The sequence below is a fragment of the Loktanella sp. DJP18 genome (assembly GCF_049310965.1).
Lineage (GTDB): Bacteria > Pseudomonadota > Alphaproteobacteria > Rhodobacterales > Rhodobacteraceae > Loktanella.
On sequence record NZ_JBMERN010000090.1, the window covers coordinates 1 to 15,728 of the forward strand.

General features: G+C 62.5%; 15 protein-coding genes. 12 read left to right on the top strand and 3 right to left on the bottom strand.

Annotation, left to right across the window (positions count from 1 at the left end; genetic code table 11):
• Positions 1–245 precede the first annotated feature (245 nt).
• The 3 genes from choV to choX form a co-directional block, all read right to left on the bottom strand.
• The gene (gene choV, locus ACOI1H_RS18615; protein WP_422439331.1) at positions 246–1,283 is read right to left on the bottom strand and encodes a choline ABC transporter ATP-binding protein; all 1,038 of its coding nucleotides are present in this window, start codon (positions 1,281–1,283) and stop codon (positions 246–248) included.
• A complete protein-coding gene (gene choW, locus ACOI1H_RS18620; RefSeq protein ID WP_422439332.1) occupies positions 1,280–2,110 on the bottom strand; it encodes a choline ABC transporter permease subunit in 831 nt (276 codons plus the stop codon). Before choW ends, choV begins: the two co-directional genes overlap by 4 nt.
• Before the next feature lie 97 nt (positions 2,111–2,207).
• Complete coding sequence (choX, locus tag ACOI1H_RS18625; RefSeq protein WP_422439345.1) at positions 2,208–3,128, bottom strand: choline ABC transporter substrate-binding protein; 921 nt, start codon at positions 3,126–3,128, stop codon at positions 2,208–2,210.
• 80 nt (positions 3,129–3,208) lie between these two features.
• Between choX and betI the strand changes: the two genes are divergently transcribed.
• The 12 genes from betI to ACOI1H_RS18685 all read left to right on the top strand — a co-directional run bounded on the left by betI (position 3,209) and on the right by ACOI1H_RS18685 (position 15,559).
• Positions 3,209–3,766: a choline-responsive transcriptional repressor BetI gene (betI, locus tag ACOI1H_RS18630; protein WP_422439333.1), complete on the top strand. Its 558-nt coding sequence runs from the start codon at positions 3,209–3,211 to the stop codon at positions 3,764–3,766.
• The gene (gene betC, locus ACOI1H_RS18635) at positions 3,763–5,265 is read left to right on the top strand and encodes a choline-sulfatase (protein ID WP_422439334.1); all 1,503 of its coding nucleotides are present in this window, start codon (positions 3,763–3,765) and stop codon (positions 5,263–5,265) included. Before betI ends, betC begins: the two co-directional genes overlap by 4 nt.
• 42 nt (positions 5,266–5,307) lie before the next feature.
• Positions 5,308–6,768, top strand: coding sequence for a betaine-aldehyde dehydrogenase (gene betB, locus ACOI1H_RS18640; RefSeq protein ID WP_422439335.1), 1,461 nt, complete (start codon positions 5,308–5,310; stop codon positions 6,766–6,768).
• On the top strand, positions 6,768–8,426 hold the full coding sequence (gene betA / locus ACOI1H_RS18645; RefSeq protein WP_422439336.1) for a choline dehydrogenase: 1,659 nt from the start codon (positions 6,768–6,770) through the stop codon (positions 8,424–8,426). Before betB ends, betA begins: the two co-directional genes overlap by 1 nt.
• Positions 8,427–8,481: 55 nt before the next feature.
• Positions 8,482–8,868, top strand: coding sequence for a metallopeptidase family protein (locus ACOI1H_RS18650; RefSeq protein ID WP_422439337.1), 387 nt, complete (start codon positions 8,482–8,484; stop codon positions 8,866–8,868).
• Between the two features lie 66 nt (positions 8,869–8,934).
• The gene (locus tag ACOI1H_RS18655; RefSeq protein ID WP_422439338.1) at positions 8,935–10,128 is read left to right on the top strand and encodes a glutathionylspermidine synthase family protein; all 1,194 of its coding nucleotides are present in this window, start codon (positions 8,935–8,937) and stop codon (positions 10,126–10,128) included.
• Positions 10,129–10,189: 61 nt separating this feature from the next.
• A complete protein-coding gene (locus ACOI1H_RS18660) occupies positions 10,190–10,786 on the top strand; it encodes a DUF1190 domain-containing protein (protein ID WP_422439339.1) in 597 nt (198 codons plus the stop codon).
• 229 nt (positions 10,787–11,015) lie between these two features.
• On the top strand, positions 11,016–11,768 hold the full coding sequence (locus tag ACOI1H_RS18665) for an amino acid ABC transporter substrate-binding protein (RefSeq protein ID WP_422439340.1): 753 nt from the start codon (positions 11,016–11,018) through the stop codon (positions 11,766–11,768).
• A 4-nt stretch (positions 11,769–11,772) separates the two neighbouring features.
• Positions 11,773–12,447: an amino acid ABC transporter permease gene (locus ACOI1H_RS18670; protein ID WP_422439341.1), complete on the top strand. Its 675-nt coding sequence runs from the start codon at positions 11,773–11,775 to the stop codon at positions 12,445–12,447.
• Positions 12,444–13,190 carry an amino acid ABC transporter ATP-binding protein gene (locus ACOI1H_RS18675; protein ID WP_422439342.1) on the top strand — a complete coding sequence of 249 codons (747 nt, stop codon included), beginning with the start codon at positions 12,444–12,446 and terminating at the stop codon, positions 13,188–13,190. Before ACOI1H_RS18670 ends, ACOI1H_RS18675 begins: the two co-directional genes overlap by 4 nt.
• Positions 13,191–13,433: 243 nt before the next feature.
• Positions 13,434–14,510, top strand: a complete 1,077-nt coding sequence (locus tag ACOI1H_RS18680) for an aldose epimerase family protein (RefSeq protein ID WP_422439343.1) — start codon at positions 13,434–13,436, stop codon at positions 14,508–14,510.
• A gap of 98 nt (positions 14,511–14,608) precedes the next feature.
• Positions 14,609–15,559, top strand: a complete 951-nt coding sequence (locus tag ACOI1H_RS18685) for an ArsR/SmtB family transcription factor (protein ID WP_422439344.1) — start codon at positions 14,609–14,611, stop codon at positions 15,557–15,559.
• The last annotated feature ends 169 nt before the right edge of the window (positions 15,560–15,728 follow it).

Here is a 15,728-nt window from a genome sequence, read left to right on the forward strand (position 1 = left end):
CCTATATCCATTCGGATGCCGTCTTTGGCGTCAAGGAAAGCCTGATGGCAAAGTTCGAACCGATCAGCGCGCCCGCCGCGATTGCGCGAGCGGGTATGGACGGCCCGTTCTTTCGCGTTGTCCACGACTTCGTGCTGGCACCCGTCACAGGTTGAACGCCACCCGGAGCGGTGTCGGCGCGGCAGCGGGGTCGGGATCAGGCTGGTTGCCGTGCTCTCTTGGCATAGCCGTCTGGCGGTGGGCGATCAGCCAACATCGACGGCCGTCGGACGGTGGTGTCCGCCAAGCCGTGACAGCAAAGACGCCTGCGTGATCTGGCCGACGGGTGCGCCGTCCCGCGTGACGGTCAGCGATCCCTGCGACGTGATGCGGTCGATGATCGTCTGCACCGGCGTGTCGGCATCAACCTCTGGTCCGGTCGCGGGACCCGGCGTCATGACGTCATGTGCGGTCAGAACGCCAAGCGGATTCATATGCGCGACGAATTCCGCGACGTAGCCATTGGCGGGGTTTGTAAAGATCTGGCGCGGTGTGCCTATCTGCACGATGCGGCCGCCTTCCATGATCGCGATGCGGTTTCCCAGCTTGAAGGCCTCGTCCAGATCGTGACTGACGAAGATGATCGTGCGGCCGCGTTTCGCCTGAAGCTCCAGCAACTCGTCCTGCAATCGCGTGCGGATTAACGGGTCGAGCGCGCTGAACGGTTCGTCCATCAGCAGGATCGGCGCGTCGGTGGTAAAGGCGCGCGCCAGACCGACCCGCTGTTGCATCCCGCCCGACAATTCCCCCACAAGCGCGTCGGCGCGGTCTGCCAGACCGACGAGCGCCAATTCCTCCTCGACCCGCGCCGCGCGTTTCGCAGCGGACTGGCCACCCAGTTCCAGCCCGAGACCGACATTGTCGCGCACCGTGCGCCACGGCAGCAGGCCGAATTGCTGAAACACCATCGCAACGCTCTGCAGCCGCAGCCTGCGCAGGGTTTTGCTGTCGGCCTGCGTGACGGAGGTCAACCCTTCGGGCGTCCTGATGCGGACCTCGCCGCGCGCCACGGGGTTCAATCCGTTGACGGCGCGCAAGAGGGTGGACTTGCCGGACCCCGACAATCCCATCAGCACGAGAATCTCGCCCTCTTCGACTGTCAGGGTGCAATTGTGAACGCCCAGCACCTGCCCCGTGGCGGCACGGATATCGGGGCGTTCCTGCCCTTCGTCCATCAGCGGCAAGGCCGTCTCGGGCGCGTCGCCGAATACAATCGAAACATTGTCGAATTCGACGGCGCTCATGATTTCACCCTCAGGATGCGGTCCAGCATGATGGCCACCACGACGATGATGAAACCGGATTCGAACCCCAAGGATGTGTTCACCTGACCAAGCGCACGCAGGACCGGCACCCCCAGGCCGTTTGCCCCGACCAGTGCCGCGATGACGACCATCGACAGCGACAGCATGATGGTCTGGTTCAGGCCCGCCATGATCTGCGGCGTGGCTGATGGCAGTTCGACCTTCCACAGCAGTTGGGTGCTGGTCGCACCAAACGCCTCTGCCGCCTCGATCAGCGGTGTCGGTGTGCGGGATATGCCCAACTGGGTCTGTCGGATCGAGGCGGGCAGCACGAAGACGACCGTGGCGATTAGTCCCGGCACCGTCCCGATGCCGAAGAACACGATGGCGGGGATCAAATATACGAAGGTGGGCAAAGTCTGCATCAGGTCCAGCACCGGCACGACGGATCTGTAAAGCCGCGGCCGATGCGCAAGGGCGATGCCCAGGGGCACGCCGATTCCCATGCAGACGACACAGGACGACAATACCAGCGTCATGCTCTGCATCGTCTCCTCCCAGTAGTTCTGGTTGAGGATGAAGAGGAACCCAATGAGGACCAGCAGGCAGGTCTGCCAGCTGCGTTGCAGTAGGTAGGTCAGTGCCACGAAGGCTGCGATGACGATGTATTCGTTCGGTGTCAGCAGGGTCCATTCGACCCATTCGATCATCCACTCCATCACGGCGGCAAGGCCGTCAAAGAACCACCCCAGGTGATCCTGCATCCAGTCGAAAACGGCCTCAGCGGCGTCCCCCACGGGAATCTTGTGGTCAGTGATCCAGGCCATGCACGTCCTCTGAAACCGAGTGGAAATTGGATCGCGTCGGGGGTGGCCCGCACCTGCCGTTACAGCGACAGGCGCGATCCGTCCCCGACGGTCGGTTTCAGTAGCCGAAGGCTTCGGTCAATGCGGCGGCGGCATCGCCACCGTCGACGGTCGTCACGCCATCGACCCATGCCATGACGGCGTCCTTGTTTTCCTGCATCCAGGCCAAGGTGGCGGCATCGGGGTCCATGCCTTCGTCAAGGATCTGGCCCATGATACCGTTTTCCATCGGCAGCGTGAACTTGAGGTTTGCCAGCAGCTTGCCGACGTTGGGGCATTCTGCGGTGTAGCCCTGACGAACGACGGTATCGACGACGCCTTCCTCACCGAAAAAGTCCTCGCCGCCGGGCAGGTACTTCAGGTCGAAGTTGGCGTTCATCGGGTGCGGTTCCCAGCCCAGGAACACGACGTCTTCCTGCTTGTCATACAGGCGACGGACCTGCGCCAGCATCCCCTGTTCAGAGGATTCCACGATTTCCATGCCTTCAAGGCCGGAGTCGGCCTTTTCGGTCAGGGACACGAGATAGCCATTTCCTTCGTTGCCCGGCTCGATTCCGTAAACCTTGCCGTCAAGGTCGTCGGCATAGGTGTTGATGTCGGCGTAGGACTTCAAACCCTTCTCGAAGGTATAGGCAGGCACGGCGAGCGTGTACTTCGTCCCGGTCAGGTTGGTCGCAACCTTCTCGATCTCGCCGCTTTCAAGGTAGGGGCCGATGGCCGCAGCCTGTGCCGGCATCCAGTTGCCGAGGAACACGTCGACGTCGTCGGATTCCAGCGATGCAAAAGTCACGGGCACCGACAGGATCTTCACATCGGTCTCGTAGCCCAGCGCGTTCAGCACCTGCTTGGTCGCTGAGGTGGTCGTCGTGATGTCGGTCCAGCCCACATCGGACATGGTCACGGTCGAGCAGGCATCCTGCGCGAGCGCGGGTGTCGCGGCGCACAGGGCCAGCACGGAAAGGGTCGTCTTCAAGGTCATCATCGTCTCCCGGTTGGTTTTATTGATTGATCAGTCAATTAAGAACAGGTTAGACACTCGGGGCAAGGAGAAAATCGCAAATGCCCAAGATTGGGATGGAACCTATACGCCGCGCGGCCCTAGTGAAAGCCACGATTGCGGAAGTTGGCCGGGCGGGGTCACTTGACGTGTCCGTCAGCCGTATTGCGCAGCGCGCAGGCATGTCCTCGGCGCTGGCGCATCACTATTTCGGCAACAAGGATCAAATCTTCGTCGCGGCGATGCGGCAGATCCTGGACGATTACCGTGCCGAAGTCTTGACTGCCCTAAAGGGTGCGACCGACCGCGCGACCGCCATCGTGACCGCCAGCTTCGCGCCGTCTAGCTTTGCGCCCGCGACCGTCAGCGCCTGGATGACATTCTATGTGCAGGCGCAGCGCAACCCGCAGGCCCAGCGGTTGCTGTCGCTGTATCAGCGGCGGCTGCGGTCCAACCTGACCCACGCCCTGCGTGGCAATGTCGATGACCCGGTCGAGGCGGCGGACACGCTCGCTGCCCTGATCGACGGCTTCTACATTCGTGCAGCCCTTGCGGCGCCTGATGCGGATGCCGTGGGCAAGGTCCTCAAGACCCTGAAAATACTGCGAGGCCATGCATGAAACCGAATATCCTGATCCTGATGGTCGACCAGTTGAACGGCACCCTGTTCCCGGACGGTCCCGTCGACTGGCTGCACGCGCCCAACCTGCGCAAGCTGGCGGCCCGCAGCACTCGGTTCCGCGACGCCTACACCGCCTCTCCGCTGTGCGCGCCGGCGCGGGCATCGTTCATGACCGGACAACTGCCAAGTCGCACCGGCGTCTATGATAATGCGGCAGAGTTTCCTTCTGCCCTGCCGACCTACGCGCACCACCTGCGGCGCGCAGGCTACCAGACGGCGTTGTCCGGCAAGATGCACATGGTCGGCCCCGACCAGCTGCACGGCTTCGAGGAACGCCTGACCACGGATATCTACCCCGCCGATTTCGGCTGGACCCCGGACTATCGCAAACCGAACGAGCGCATCGACTGGTGGTATCACAACATGGGCTCTGTCACCGGGGCGGGCGTGGCCGAGATCACCAACCAGATGGAATACGACGACGAAGTCGCCTACAACGCTGTCCGCAAGCTTTATGACCTTGCCCGCGGCCATGATGTGCGGCCTTGGTGCCTGACGGTCAGCTTTACCCATCCGCACGATCCCTACGTCGCGCGCCGGAAATACTGGGACCTGTATGAGGACTGCGACCACTTGTTGCCGCAGGTCGGCCCGATCCCTTACGATCAGCAGGACGCCCACAGCCAACGCATCCTCGACGCCAACGACCGCGACAACTTCGACATCACCGAAGACCACATCCGCACCGCGCGCCGCGCCTATTTCGCCAACATATCGTATATCGACGACAAGATCGGCGAGATCCTGCAAGTGCTGGAAGACACCGGCCAGGACCCGATCATCCTGTTCGTGTCCGACCACGGCGACATGCTGGGCGAACGCGGTCTGTGGTTCAAGATGAGCTTCTACGACGGCTCGTCCCGCGTGCCGCTGATGATCGCGGCGCCGCAGATGCAGCCCGGCCTCGTCACCGATCCGGTCAGCACGATCGACGTCTGCCCGACACTCTGCGCCCTGGCCGGTGTCGACATGTCAGAGGTCATGCCCTGGACCGAGGGCCAGTCCATCGTCCCGCTGGGGCAAGGCAAACCCCGCACAGCCCCAGTCGCAATGGAATACGCCGCCGAAGGCACCATCGCGCCGATGGTCAGCCTGCGTGACGGCCAATGGAAGTTCAACATGTGCGCCCCCGATCCCGACCAGCTGTTCGACATGGCGGCGGACCCTCACGAGCTGACGAACCTCGCCGAAGACCCCGACCATCAGGACACCCGCGATAAACTGCGTGCCAAGGCGCAGGACCGTTGGGACCTTGACCGCTTTGACGCCGACGTGCGTCACAGCCAGGCCGGGCGCTGGGTTGTCTACGAGGCGCTGCGCAACGGTGCCTATTACCCTTGGGACTACCAGCCGCTGCAGAAGGCGTCCGAACGCTACATGCGCAACCACATGGACCTCAACGTCCTCGAATCGAACCAGCGCTTTCCGCGCGACTGATCCGCATTCACCTGACCCGATAAAAGCCCGCCGGAGGCCTCCATGCCCTACGATACGCAACCGACCGCCAGTCATTTCATCAATGGTGCCTATGTCGAGGACACCGCCGGCGAGATCATCGACGTGATCTATCCCTACACCGGAAAGGTCATCGCCCGTGTCCACGCCGCGACTCCGGCAATCGTTGACCGCGCCGTGCAGGCCGCCAAGGATGCGCAGGCGGGTTGGGCGGCGATGACGGGGACGCAGAGGGGCCGAATCCTGCGCCGCGCCGCCGATATCATGCGGGACCGCAACCATGACCTGTCGGTGCTGGAGACATTCGACACCGGCAAGCCGTTGCAGGAAACGACCGTGGCCGACGCGACCTCTGGTGCGGATGCGCTGGAATACTTTGGCGGCATGGCGGCGACGATCACCGGCGAACACATTCCGCTGGCAGGTGGCGATTTCGTCTATACCCGGCGCGAGGCGCTGGGCGTCTGCGTTGGCATCGGTGCCTGGAACTATCCGACGCAGATCGCCTGCTGGAAGGGTGCCCCGGCGCTGGCCTGCGGCAACACGATGGTCTTCAAGCCATCCGAGACGACGCCGCTCTGCGCGCTCAAGGTTGCCGAAATCCTGACCGAAGCGGGCGCGCCGCCGGGCGTGTTCAACGTGGTGCAGGGCATGGGGGCCGTTGGCTCTGCGCTGATCACCGATCCCCGCGTCGCCAAGGTGTCGCTGACCGGGTCCGTCCCGACAGGGCAAAAGGTCTATGCCGCCGCCGCCGCAGGTCTGCGGAATGTCACGATGGAACTGGGGGGCAAGTCGCCACAGGTCGTCTTTGACGACGCCGATCTGGAGGACGCCGTGTCGGGCGCGATCCTCGGCAACTTCTATTCCAGCGGTCAGGTCTGTTCCAACGGCACGCGGGTCTTCGTGCAGCGCGGTATGGTCGACGCTTTTCTTGCGCGTCTGGTCGAACGGCTGGGGGCTGTCGTCATGGGCAACCCGCAGGACATGGCCACGAACTTTGGCCCGATGGTAAGCCGCGCGCAGCGGGACTTGGTCGAAGGGTTCATCGCCAAGGGCGTGGCCAAGGGCGCGCGTCTCGTCCACGGTGGCAAGCGGCCCGACCGCGACGGGTTCTTTCTGGAACCCACCGTCTTTGCGGACGTGACAGACGACATGACCATCGCCACCGATGAAATCTTTGGCCCGGTCATGTCCGTCCTGACCTTCGACACAGAGGAAGAGGCCCTGCGCCGCGCCAACGCGACACCCTACGGTCTGGCGGCGTCGGTGTTTACCAAAGACCTGACCCGCGCGCACCGCATGGCGGCAGGGTTCGAGGCCGGAACCTGCTACATCAATACCCACAACCTCGCCCCGGTCGAGGCGCCGTTCGGCGGCTCCAAGATGTCGGGCGTCGGCCGCGAGAATTCCAAGGCGGCGATTGAATTCTACACCCAGATCAAGGGCGTCTATGTCGCCATGAACCCGGTCGAGGCACCGTTCTGATGCAGGCCGAATACGTCATCATCGGTGCGGGCAGTGCGGGTTGCGCGATCGCCTATCGTCTGTCCGAGGCGGGCAAGGATGTTTTGGTCATCGAGCATGGTGGATCGGACGCCGGACCCTTCATCCAGATGCCGGCGGCGTTGTCCTATCCGATGAACATGAAGACCTATGACTGGGGCTTTCAGACGCAACCGGAACCGCATCTGGGCAACCGCACCCTTGCCACACCGCGCGGCAAGGTGATCGGCGGGTCGTCCTCGATCAACGGCATGGTCTACGTCCGCGGTCACGCCCGCGACTTCGACACCTGGGCACAGATGGGCGCGGCGGGCTGGTCCTACGCGGATGTGCTGCCCTACTACAAGCGGATGGAGCATTGGCACGCCGGCATCCACGGCGGCGATCCCGACTGGCGCGGCAAGGATGGCCCGCTGCATGTCACACGCGGCCCGCGTCGGAACCCCTTGGTCAAGGCCTTTGTCGAGGCGGGAAAGCAGGCGGGCTATCCCGCAACCGACGACTATAACGGTCAACAACAAGAGGGCTTCGGCCCCTTCGACGCGACGATCTATCTTGGCCGCCGCTGGTCCGCCGCGAATGCCTATCTGCGCCCCGCGCAAAAGACCGGCAACGTCCGTGTCGTGCGGGCCTTCGCCCGCCGCGTCGTGATCGAGAACGGCCGTGCCATCGGGGTCGAGGTGTCGCGCAGGGGCGTCATCGAGACGATCCAGGCGAGCAAAGAGGTCATCATCGCCGCCTCGGCCATCAACTCTCCCAAACTGCTGATGCTGTCGGGCGTCGGCCCCGCCGCGCATCTGGCAGAGCATGGTATCGACGTCGTGGCCGACCGGCCCGGCGTTGGGCAGAACCTTCAGGACCATCTGGAGCTTTACATCCAGCAGGCGGCGACCAAGCCGGTGACGCTCTTCACCTATTGGAAGCTGTTCTGGAAGGCATTGATCGGTGCGCAATGGCTGCTCGGCAAGCGCGGCCTTGGCACATCGAACCACTTTGAGAGCACGGCTTTCGTGCGGTCGAAGGCCGGCGTGGAATATCCGGACATCCAGTTCCATTTCCTGCCCATCGCGATCCGCTACGATGGCAAGGTCGCGGCAGAAGGGCACGGCTTTCAGGCCCATGTCGGGCCGATGCGGTCCACCTCGCGGGGCAGCGTCATGCTGGCGGACGCCAATCCCGATACCGCACCGCTGATCCGGTTCAACTACATGTCCGACCCGCAGGACTGGGAGGATTTCCGCACCTGCATCCGGCTGACCCGCGAAATCTTTGCGCAGGACGCCTTTGCTCCGTTCCGGGGTCACGAAATACAGCCGGGCGCTGCCGTCGCATTGGACGACGCCCTCGATGACTTCATCCGGGAACACGCCGAAAGCGCCTATCACCCCTGCGGCACTTGCCGGATGGGGGCGGCGGACGATCCTCTGGCCGTCGTCGATCCCCACTGCCGGGTGATCGGCGTCGATGGCCTGCGCGTCGCCGACAGCTCGATCTTCCCGCGAATCACGAACGGTAACCTGAATGCGCCGTCCATCATGGTGGGCGAGAAGGCAGCCGATCATATTCTTGGCCGCGACGCGCTGCCCGCGTCCAACGAAGGGCCGTGGATTCACCCGCACTGGCAGACAGAGCAACGCTGAACGCTGCCGTCGGTTCACCCTTTCAATACTGCCCCCGACGCACCATCTTTGGCCTATGACGCATGACCTTTGGTATTTCGAGAAGATCGCCCGCGCCACGGTCGCGGCGATGCCCGATGTGTTTCGACCCGCGGCGCAGGATGTGGCCCTGCGGATCGTCGATTGGCCGACGGACGACATGCTTGCCGATCTTGAAATCGACGACGCCCTCGACCTGACGGGGCTATACGATGGCATCCCGCTGACGGAAAAGTCGGTGATGGACATGCCGACCCAGCCCGATACCGTGTGGCTGTTCCGCAAGCCGATCCTGGCCGAGTGGCGCGATCGCGGCGATGTTGAACTGGACGATCTGATCGCGCATGTCGTGGTTCACGAATTCGCTCATCATTTCGGTTGGTCCGATGACGATATCGGGGCTGTCGATGCATGGTGGCTTTGACCTATATCGCCTAGGGAACTTGGGTCGCAGCACCGCGATCGGGCGTGGAATCGGGATCAAGACAACATGAAACGCATTCATCTTGGCGCGCGCCCCGGCCTTGCGCAAAAGGCCGAAGCGGCCGGTTTCACGTTTCACGCGATGTATGGCGAACCCTATTGGGACGAGGACACGGTCTACGAATTCACCCTGTCGCAGGTCGAGGACGATATCGAGGACCCCGCGACGGAACTGCACCAGATGTGCCGGGACGCGGCGGCGCATATCGTGACCTCTGAGGAGTTGATGGAAAGGCTGGCGATCCCGCGTGCGCATTGGGACTTGGTGGCCGCGTCCTGGACATCGGGCCAACCCGAGCTTTATGGCCGGTTCGACCTGATCTACGATGGGACCGGCCCGGCGAAGATGATCGAATACAATGCGGACACCCCGACGGCCCTGTTCGAAAGCGCCTCGTTCCAGTGGACCTGGCTGGAAGACATGATCGCAAGCGGCGACCTGTCACCCGACAGCGACCAGTTCAATGGCATCTTCGAAGCACTGACGGCGCGGTTCGCAGAGCTTTACACGCCGGGCACGCATATTCACTTCTCTGCGTTCGAGGAGCTGGTCGAGGATTATGCCACCGTAGAGGCGCTTGCCTACGCGGCCCGCGCCGCCGATCTGGGCGCGCACTTCGTCAATCTGCCGCAGATCGGCGTCACGCCTTCCGGACAGTTCACGGACGCGGAGTCGCGCGTGATCGGCCATCTGTTCAAGCTGTATCCGTGGGAGGATCTTCTGCGCGACGATTTCGCTGCGCATCTGGCCACGGCGCAATGCCGGTTCATCGAACCTGCATGGAAAGCCGTCGTGTCGAACAAGGGTCTGCTGCCGGTCCTGTGGCGACTGTTCGAAGGGCATCCCAATCTTCTGCCCAGCTTCTTTGCGGACGAGATCGAAACAGGGTCGGACGCTGTATCGCGGGCACAGGATGCCCTTGATCGGGGCATCGTGACGAAACCCGTGTTCGGTCGCGAAGGGGCGAGCGTGACCATCAGGCGCGGCGCGGAGGTCATCGAGGCATCGACGGATCAAGGCTATGCCATGCATCCGATGATCGTGCAGGCCTACGCCGAAATGCCCATTTTCGAAGGCTTTCGGCCCGTGATCGGTGCCTGGATCGTCGGGCAGACCTGCGTGGGCATGGGCTTGCGAGAGGATCGGTCACGCATCACGCAAAATCTCAGTCGGTTCAAACCGCATTACATCCGTGCGTGATGCACCCTATGTATAAGGCTGACGCTGATACCCGACCCGCAAGACGAAAAGAGATCTGTCCATGACCGCACAGCACCCGACCAAAAGATCCCGGATCATGCCCGCGATGCTGCTTGGCGCGACGGCCTTCGCACTGACGGCCTGCGAGGATGATCGCGTCGACGCCAATGCCTTTCCGGACAAGGCGACGTGCGAGGCAGCGGCACGTGATGGCACCCTGCCGTTCTCTGTCGCCGATTGCGATGCCGCCTTTGCAGAGGCCCTGGCCGAACATGAACGGTCGGCACCGCGTTACGACGATCTTGTCCTGTGCGAGGAACAGCACGGCGGCGAGTGTGTGGCCGAGGAGGGTGGCGGCGGTTCGTCGATCTTCATGCCGCTGATGGCGGGCTACCTGATGGGCAGCCTGCTGAACAACAGCCGGGCGCAGACCCAACCGCTCTATCGCGATTCCGCCGGAAAATTCGCGACGGCCTCGGGTGCGACGGTTCTGAACGGCAACAGGGGCAGCGCAAAGCTGGCGCCGTCCAGCTTTCGCCCAGCGGCCGCCACGGCTGCGGCGGCACCGATGACGCGGGCCACGGTCAGTGCGACGGGGGGATTCGGGTCCTCGCGCACCAGCCTGTCCTCCAGCGGACGCAGTTCTTTCGGCGGCTGACGATCCCTCACCAAAGCCGCGGTTTGAACCATCAGCCCGTGGCCTTCGGTCAACCGCGACCGGTCAATTCAGTGCCGACAATGTTCCACTTCAGCGCCTGTAAGCAGAACGATTTACCCGACCTGCGCGCCTTGCATGAATGTCATTCCTGACTTTGCCGCATGCATTGAAGTCCAAAACATGCAGGTTAACTGCTGTCTGAACAGACACTGATCGGACGGACAGACCCATGTTGAAACCCATCGCACTCGCCGCATTTGCCTTGTCGGCCACACTTTCGACCGCGCAGGCCGAAACCTTGAACGTCGGCATGTCGGGTGGCTACTTTCCTTTCACCTTCGTCAAGCTGGACGAGCTTCAGGGGTTCGAGGTCGATTTCATGAACGCCATCGCGGCCGAAACGGGCGACGAGGTCAACTTCGTCACCATGTCCTTTTCTGGCCTGATCGGTGCGCTGGAATCAGGACGGATCGACACGATCGCCAACCAGATCACCATCACGCCCGAGCGTGAGGCGAAGTTCGCCTTTTCGCAGCCCTACGTCTTTGACGGTGCGCAGGTCGTGGTGAAGGACGGCAACGAGGACACGATCACCGGCCCGGCCGACCTGAGCGGCAAGACCGTCGCCGTCAACCTCGGGTCCAACTTCGAGGAATTGCTGAACGCCCTGCCCAACGCCGCCGACATCGACATCCGCACCTATGAAAGCAACATCGCGCAGGATACCGCCATCGGCCGTGTCGATGCCTTCGTGATGGACCGCGTGTCGTCGGCACAGTTGATCGCCGAGAGCCCGCTGCCGCTGGCGCTTGCCGGCAAACCCTTCAGCGAAATCCGCAACGCCCTGCCGTTCCGCAATGACGCAGAGGGACAGGCCCTGCGCGACCGGATCGACACCGCGATCACGACGCTGAAAGAGAACGGCACGCTGGCCGAAATTTCGGACAAGTGGTTCGGCACCGACATCACAGTCGCCGAGTAAGGGCATGCGGGCGCTCGACTTCGACTACATGCTGAGTCTGGTGCCCGTCCTGCTGGGCTACGTGCCGCTGACGCTGTTCATGGCTTTCGTCGGCATGATCTGCGCGCTGGTGCTGGCGTCCATCATGGCTGTCGAACGGGTGTTCCGCGTGCCGGTCCTCGACTGGTTCGTGCGGCTGTTCATCAGCTTCTTCCGCGGCACGCCGCTGCTGGTCCAGCTTTTCCTGTTCTACTACGGCCTGCCGCAGGTGTTGTCGTTTCTGGGCAATATCAACGGTGTGACGGCGACCATCATGGGCCTGACGTTGCATTTTTCCGCCTACATGGCCGAAAGCATTCGCGCCGCAATTCTGGGTGTCGACCGCAGCCAGTGGGAGGCGTCGCAGGCCGTTGGCATGACGCAGGGCCAGATGATGCGGCAGATCATCCTGCCACAGGCCGCCCGCGTGGCGGCACCGACGCTGGTCAACTATTTCATCGACATGATCAAAGGCACCTCGCTTGCCTTTACCCTTGGTGTCACCGAACTGATGGGCGCGACCCAGAAAGAGGCGGCGGGCAGTTTTCTGTATTTCGAGGCGTTTCTGGTCGTTGCCGCAATCTATTGGGTGATGGTCGAGGTGCTGGCCTTCGCACAGCGCCACCTTGAAATCTACCTGAACAGGGCGCACGCAAGATGACGAAGACTGCGGGCATATCTGTCTCGGGCCTCAGCAAGTCATTCGGTGATACGCATGTCCTGCGTGATATCGCGCTGGACATCGCGCCGGGCGAGCGTGTCGTCGTCATCGGCCCCTCCGGCACCGGAAAATCGACGCTGCTGCGCTGCCTGAACTACCTTGACCGACCCGATACCGGCGTCGTCCGTGTCGGCGACCTGTCCGTGGACGCGGCAAGTGCGACCAAGGCGCAGATCCTCGCCCTGCGGCGGCGGACCTCCTTCGTGTTCCAGAACTACGCGTTGTTCGCGCACAGGACGGCGCGCGAAAACATCACGCAGGCCCTGATCACCGTAAAGGGTCAGACCAAGACTGATGCCGATGCGCGGGCCGACGCGACCCTGCGTGAAACCGGCCTGTTCGAAAAGGCCGATTCCTACCCCGCCGCCTTGTCTGGCGGGCAGCAGCAGCGGGTCGGCATTGGGCGGGCGATGGCGCTGGACGCGGACCTGATGCTGTTCGACGAACCGACCTCTGCCCTCGATCCCGAATGGGTAGGAGAGGTGCTGGACCTGATGCGCCGTGTGGCCGACAAGGGCCAAACCATGCTGATCGTCACGCACGAGATGCAATTCGCGCGCGAGATCGCGGACCGCATCATCTTCATGGCCGAAGGCGGGATCGTGGAACAGGGCCCGCCGCGGGATCTGCTGGACCACCCGCAGGATCCCCGCACCATCGCCTTTCTGCGGCGCGTCGGCTGATCTGCGGGGCAACTATGAATGGCTTAGGGGTGCTGCGTCAGCGGAAAACGGCAGTCAGCCGTGCCAGCCGGGCCGTCGATCAGGACGTGCAGATTCTGTGCAATCGTTTGCCGCAGAAGGTCTGATCAAACACATGGAAGGTCAGTGTCTTGACGGGGTTTCGGACTGCCGTGTCCCCCTTTAGGCTGCGTCAGGCGACGCGCTACGCGGTCGCGAGGACTGGATACAGGAGAAGACCTTCGCATGACGGAAATTGATATCAGCAGTGTCCCCTTCGGCGAACATGACGGCAAACCTGTCACACTCTGGACCATCATGCGGCAAACCACACTTGGTCCCGTCACGTTATCGATGACGGACTTCGGCGCAACGATTCAACGGCTGATCCTGCCGGATGCCAAGGGCACACCGACGGACATTGCCCTGGGTTACGACACGCTGGCCGAATACGTGACCTGCGACACCTACTTTGGCGCGACGGTCGGGCGGTATGGGAACCGGATCAGGGCGGGTCATGTCATGCTGGACGGGAATTCCACACAGCTTGACCTGAACGAAGGCCATAACCACCTGCACGGTGGTCGGCGTGGCTTTGACAAGGTGGTGTGGGCCGGTGCGCCGACGGTCGAGGGCGATGGTCTATCGTTCCAGCTGACATCCCCCGACGGCGACATGGGCTATCCGGGCAAGCTCGAGATCATCGTCACCTATCGCCTGACGGCGCAGGGCGGACTGGACGTCGACATGACGGCGACGACGGACCGGACGACGATCTGCAACGTGGTGCAGCACAGCCTGTGGAACCTTGGGGGCCATGCCGCGGGCCATGTGCGCGACCACGTCGCGCAGCTTGCCGCAGGGTTCGTGACGCCGGTGGACGACGACCTGATTCCAACCGGCGAGGTCTGCCGCGTCGATGGCACGCCCTTCGATTTCGGCACGGCAAAGCCAATCGGGCGCGACATGTCCGCGCTGACTGCCGCGGGCTATGACCACAACCTCGTGCTGGGTCTGCTGGATGCCGAAGGCTGGCGCGACTGTGCAGATGTGCTTTGCCCCGCAAACGGTCTGGGTTTCAGGCTGCGCACCGACCAGCCTGCGGTGCAGTTCTATGCCGGCACCTATCTGACGCCCGATGTGGTTGGGAAAGGGAACGTGCCTTACCAGGCGAACGCTGGCTTCGCGCTCGAAACGCAGATCTTTCCCGACAGTCCGCATCACGCCCATTTCCCGCAGGCGATCCTGAGATCCCACGACACCTATCGGCACCGCATGGCCTATTCCTTCTATCATGCCGGCCCCGCCTCGACCCAAGCCTGAGCTGGCCTGCCGAAATGTGGGGGTGACAAAGGCATGGTCCCGGATTACGAGATTGTGTATCGAATTATCCGATACACAACACCGCAGGCAACTGTCTTATGAGCCCCAATCTGCTTCTCCTCGATGCGGAAACCGATTTCGAGACCTTCAAGGCCGCCGCCTCGCGCGGGGGGGTGCGTATCCTCAAGTTGCTGCACGACCATGGCGGCATGAACATCAACCAGATTGCGGAACGCCTGGGGCAACCGCAGTCGTCGGTATCCAACAACGTTCAAAGCCTTGTCAAAGCCGGTCTGATCCGCACCGAGACGGTCAGCGCCCGCAAGGGCAGCCAGAAGGTCTGTCATGCCGTCTATGACGAGATCGTGGTGTCCTTCCACAAGCCCGCGCCGCGTCTGCCCTCGGACGTGATCGAAGTGGCGATGCCGCTGGGGCTTTACACCAATGCGGCCGTCGTTGGCCCCTGCGGCATCTGTTCGCCCACGGGCATCATCGGGCTGCTGGACGTGCCCGCGACCTTCCTTGACCCGGAACGGATGAAGGCGTCGCTGCTTTGGTTCACAAGCGGATTCGTCGAATATCAGTTCCCGAACAATGCCCATCTGAAGGGCCTCGGTGTCGACCGGATCGAATTCGCACTGGAAGTCAGTTCAGAGGTTCCCGGGACGCACACCGACTGGCCCTCTGACATCTGCCTGTCGATCAATGGGGTCGAACTGGGCGTCTGGACGTCGCCCGGCGATTTCGGCGACCGCCGTGGCGTCTACACGCCCGATTGGTGGAAATTGGCGGGATCGCAATACGGGTTGCTGAAGACCTGGCAAGTCACGACAGAGGGATCATTCGTCGATGGACGCAAGATATCCGATATCGGATTGGCGGACCTGAAACTGGCGGAACACCGGTCGATCAGGTTGCGAATCGAGGTGAAGGCGCAGGCCCGTCATCCCGGTGGCATCAACGTCTTTGGACGCGGTTTCGGCAATTACGATCAGGACTTGATTCTTCGACTGCACACAAAATCCAAGGTTCAGAACGCGATTGCCTGATAGTTCAGCGCGCTGTTGACAGGTGAACCGTATCGCGTAATCATATCGTCAAATCTGGTTCACACCAGATAAATGGATATGAAACTGCGGGGGAGCCTTCGATGAAAACACGTGTCGCCGTCCATCGGGATTTTCACATCTCATACCAACCTGCACTGATCAGAACTCC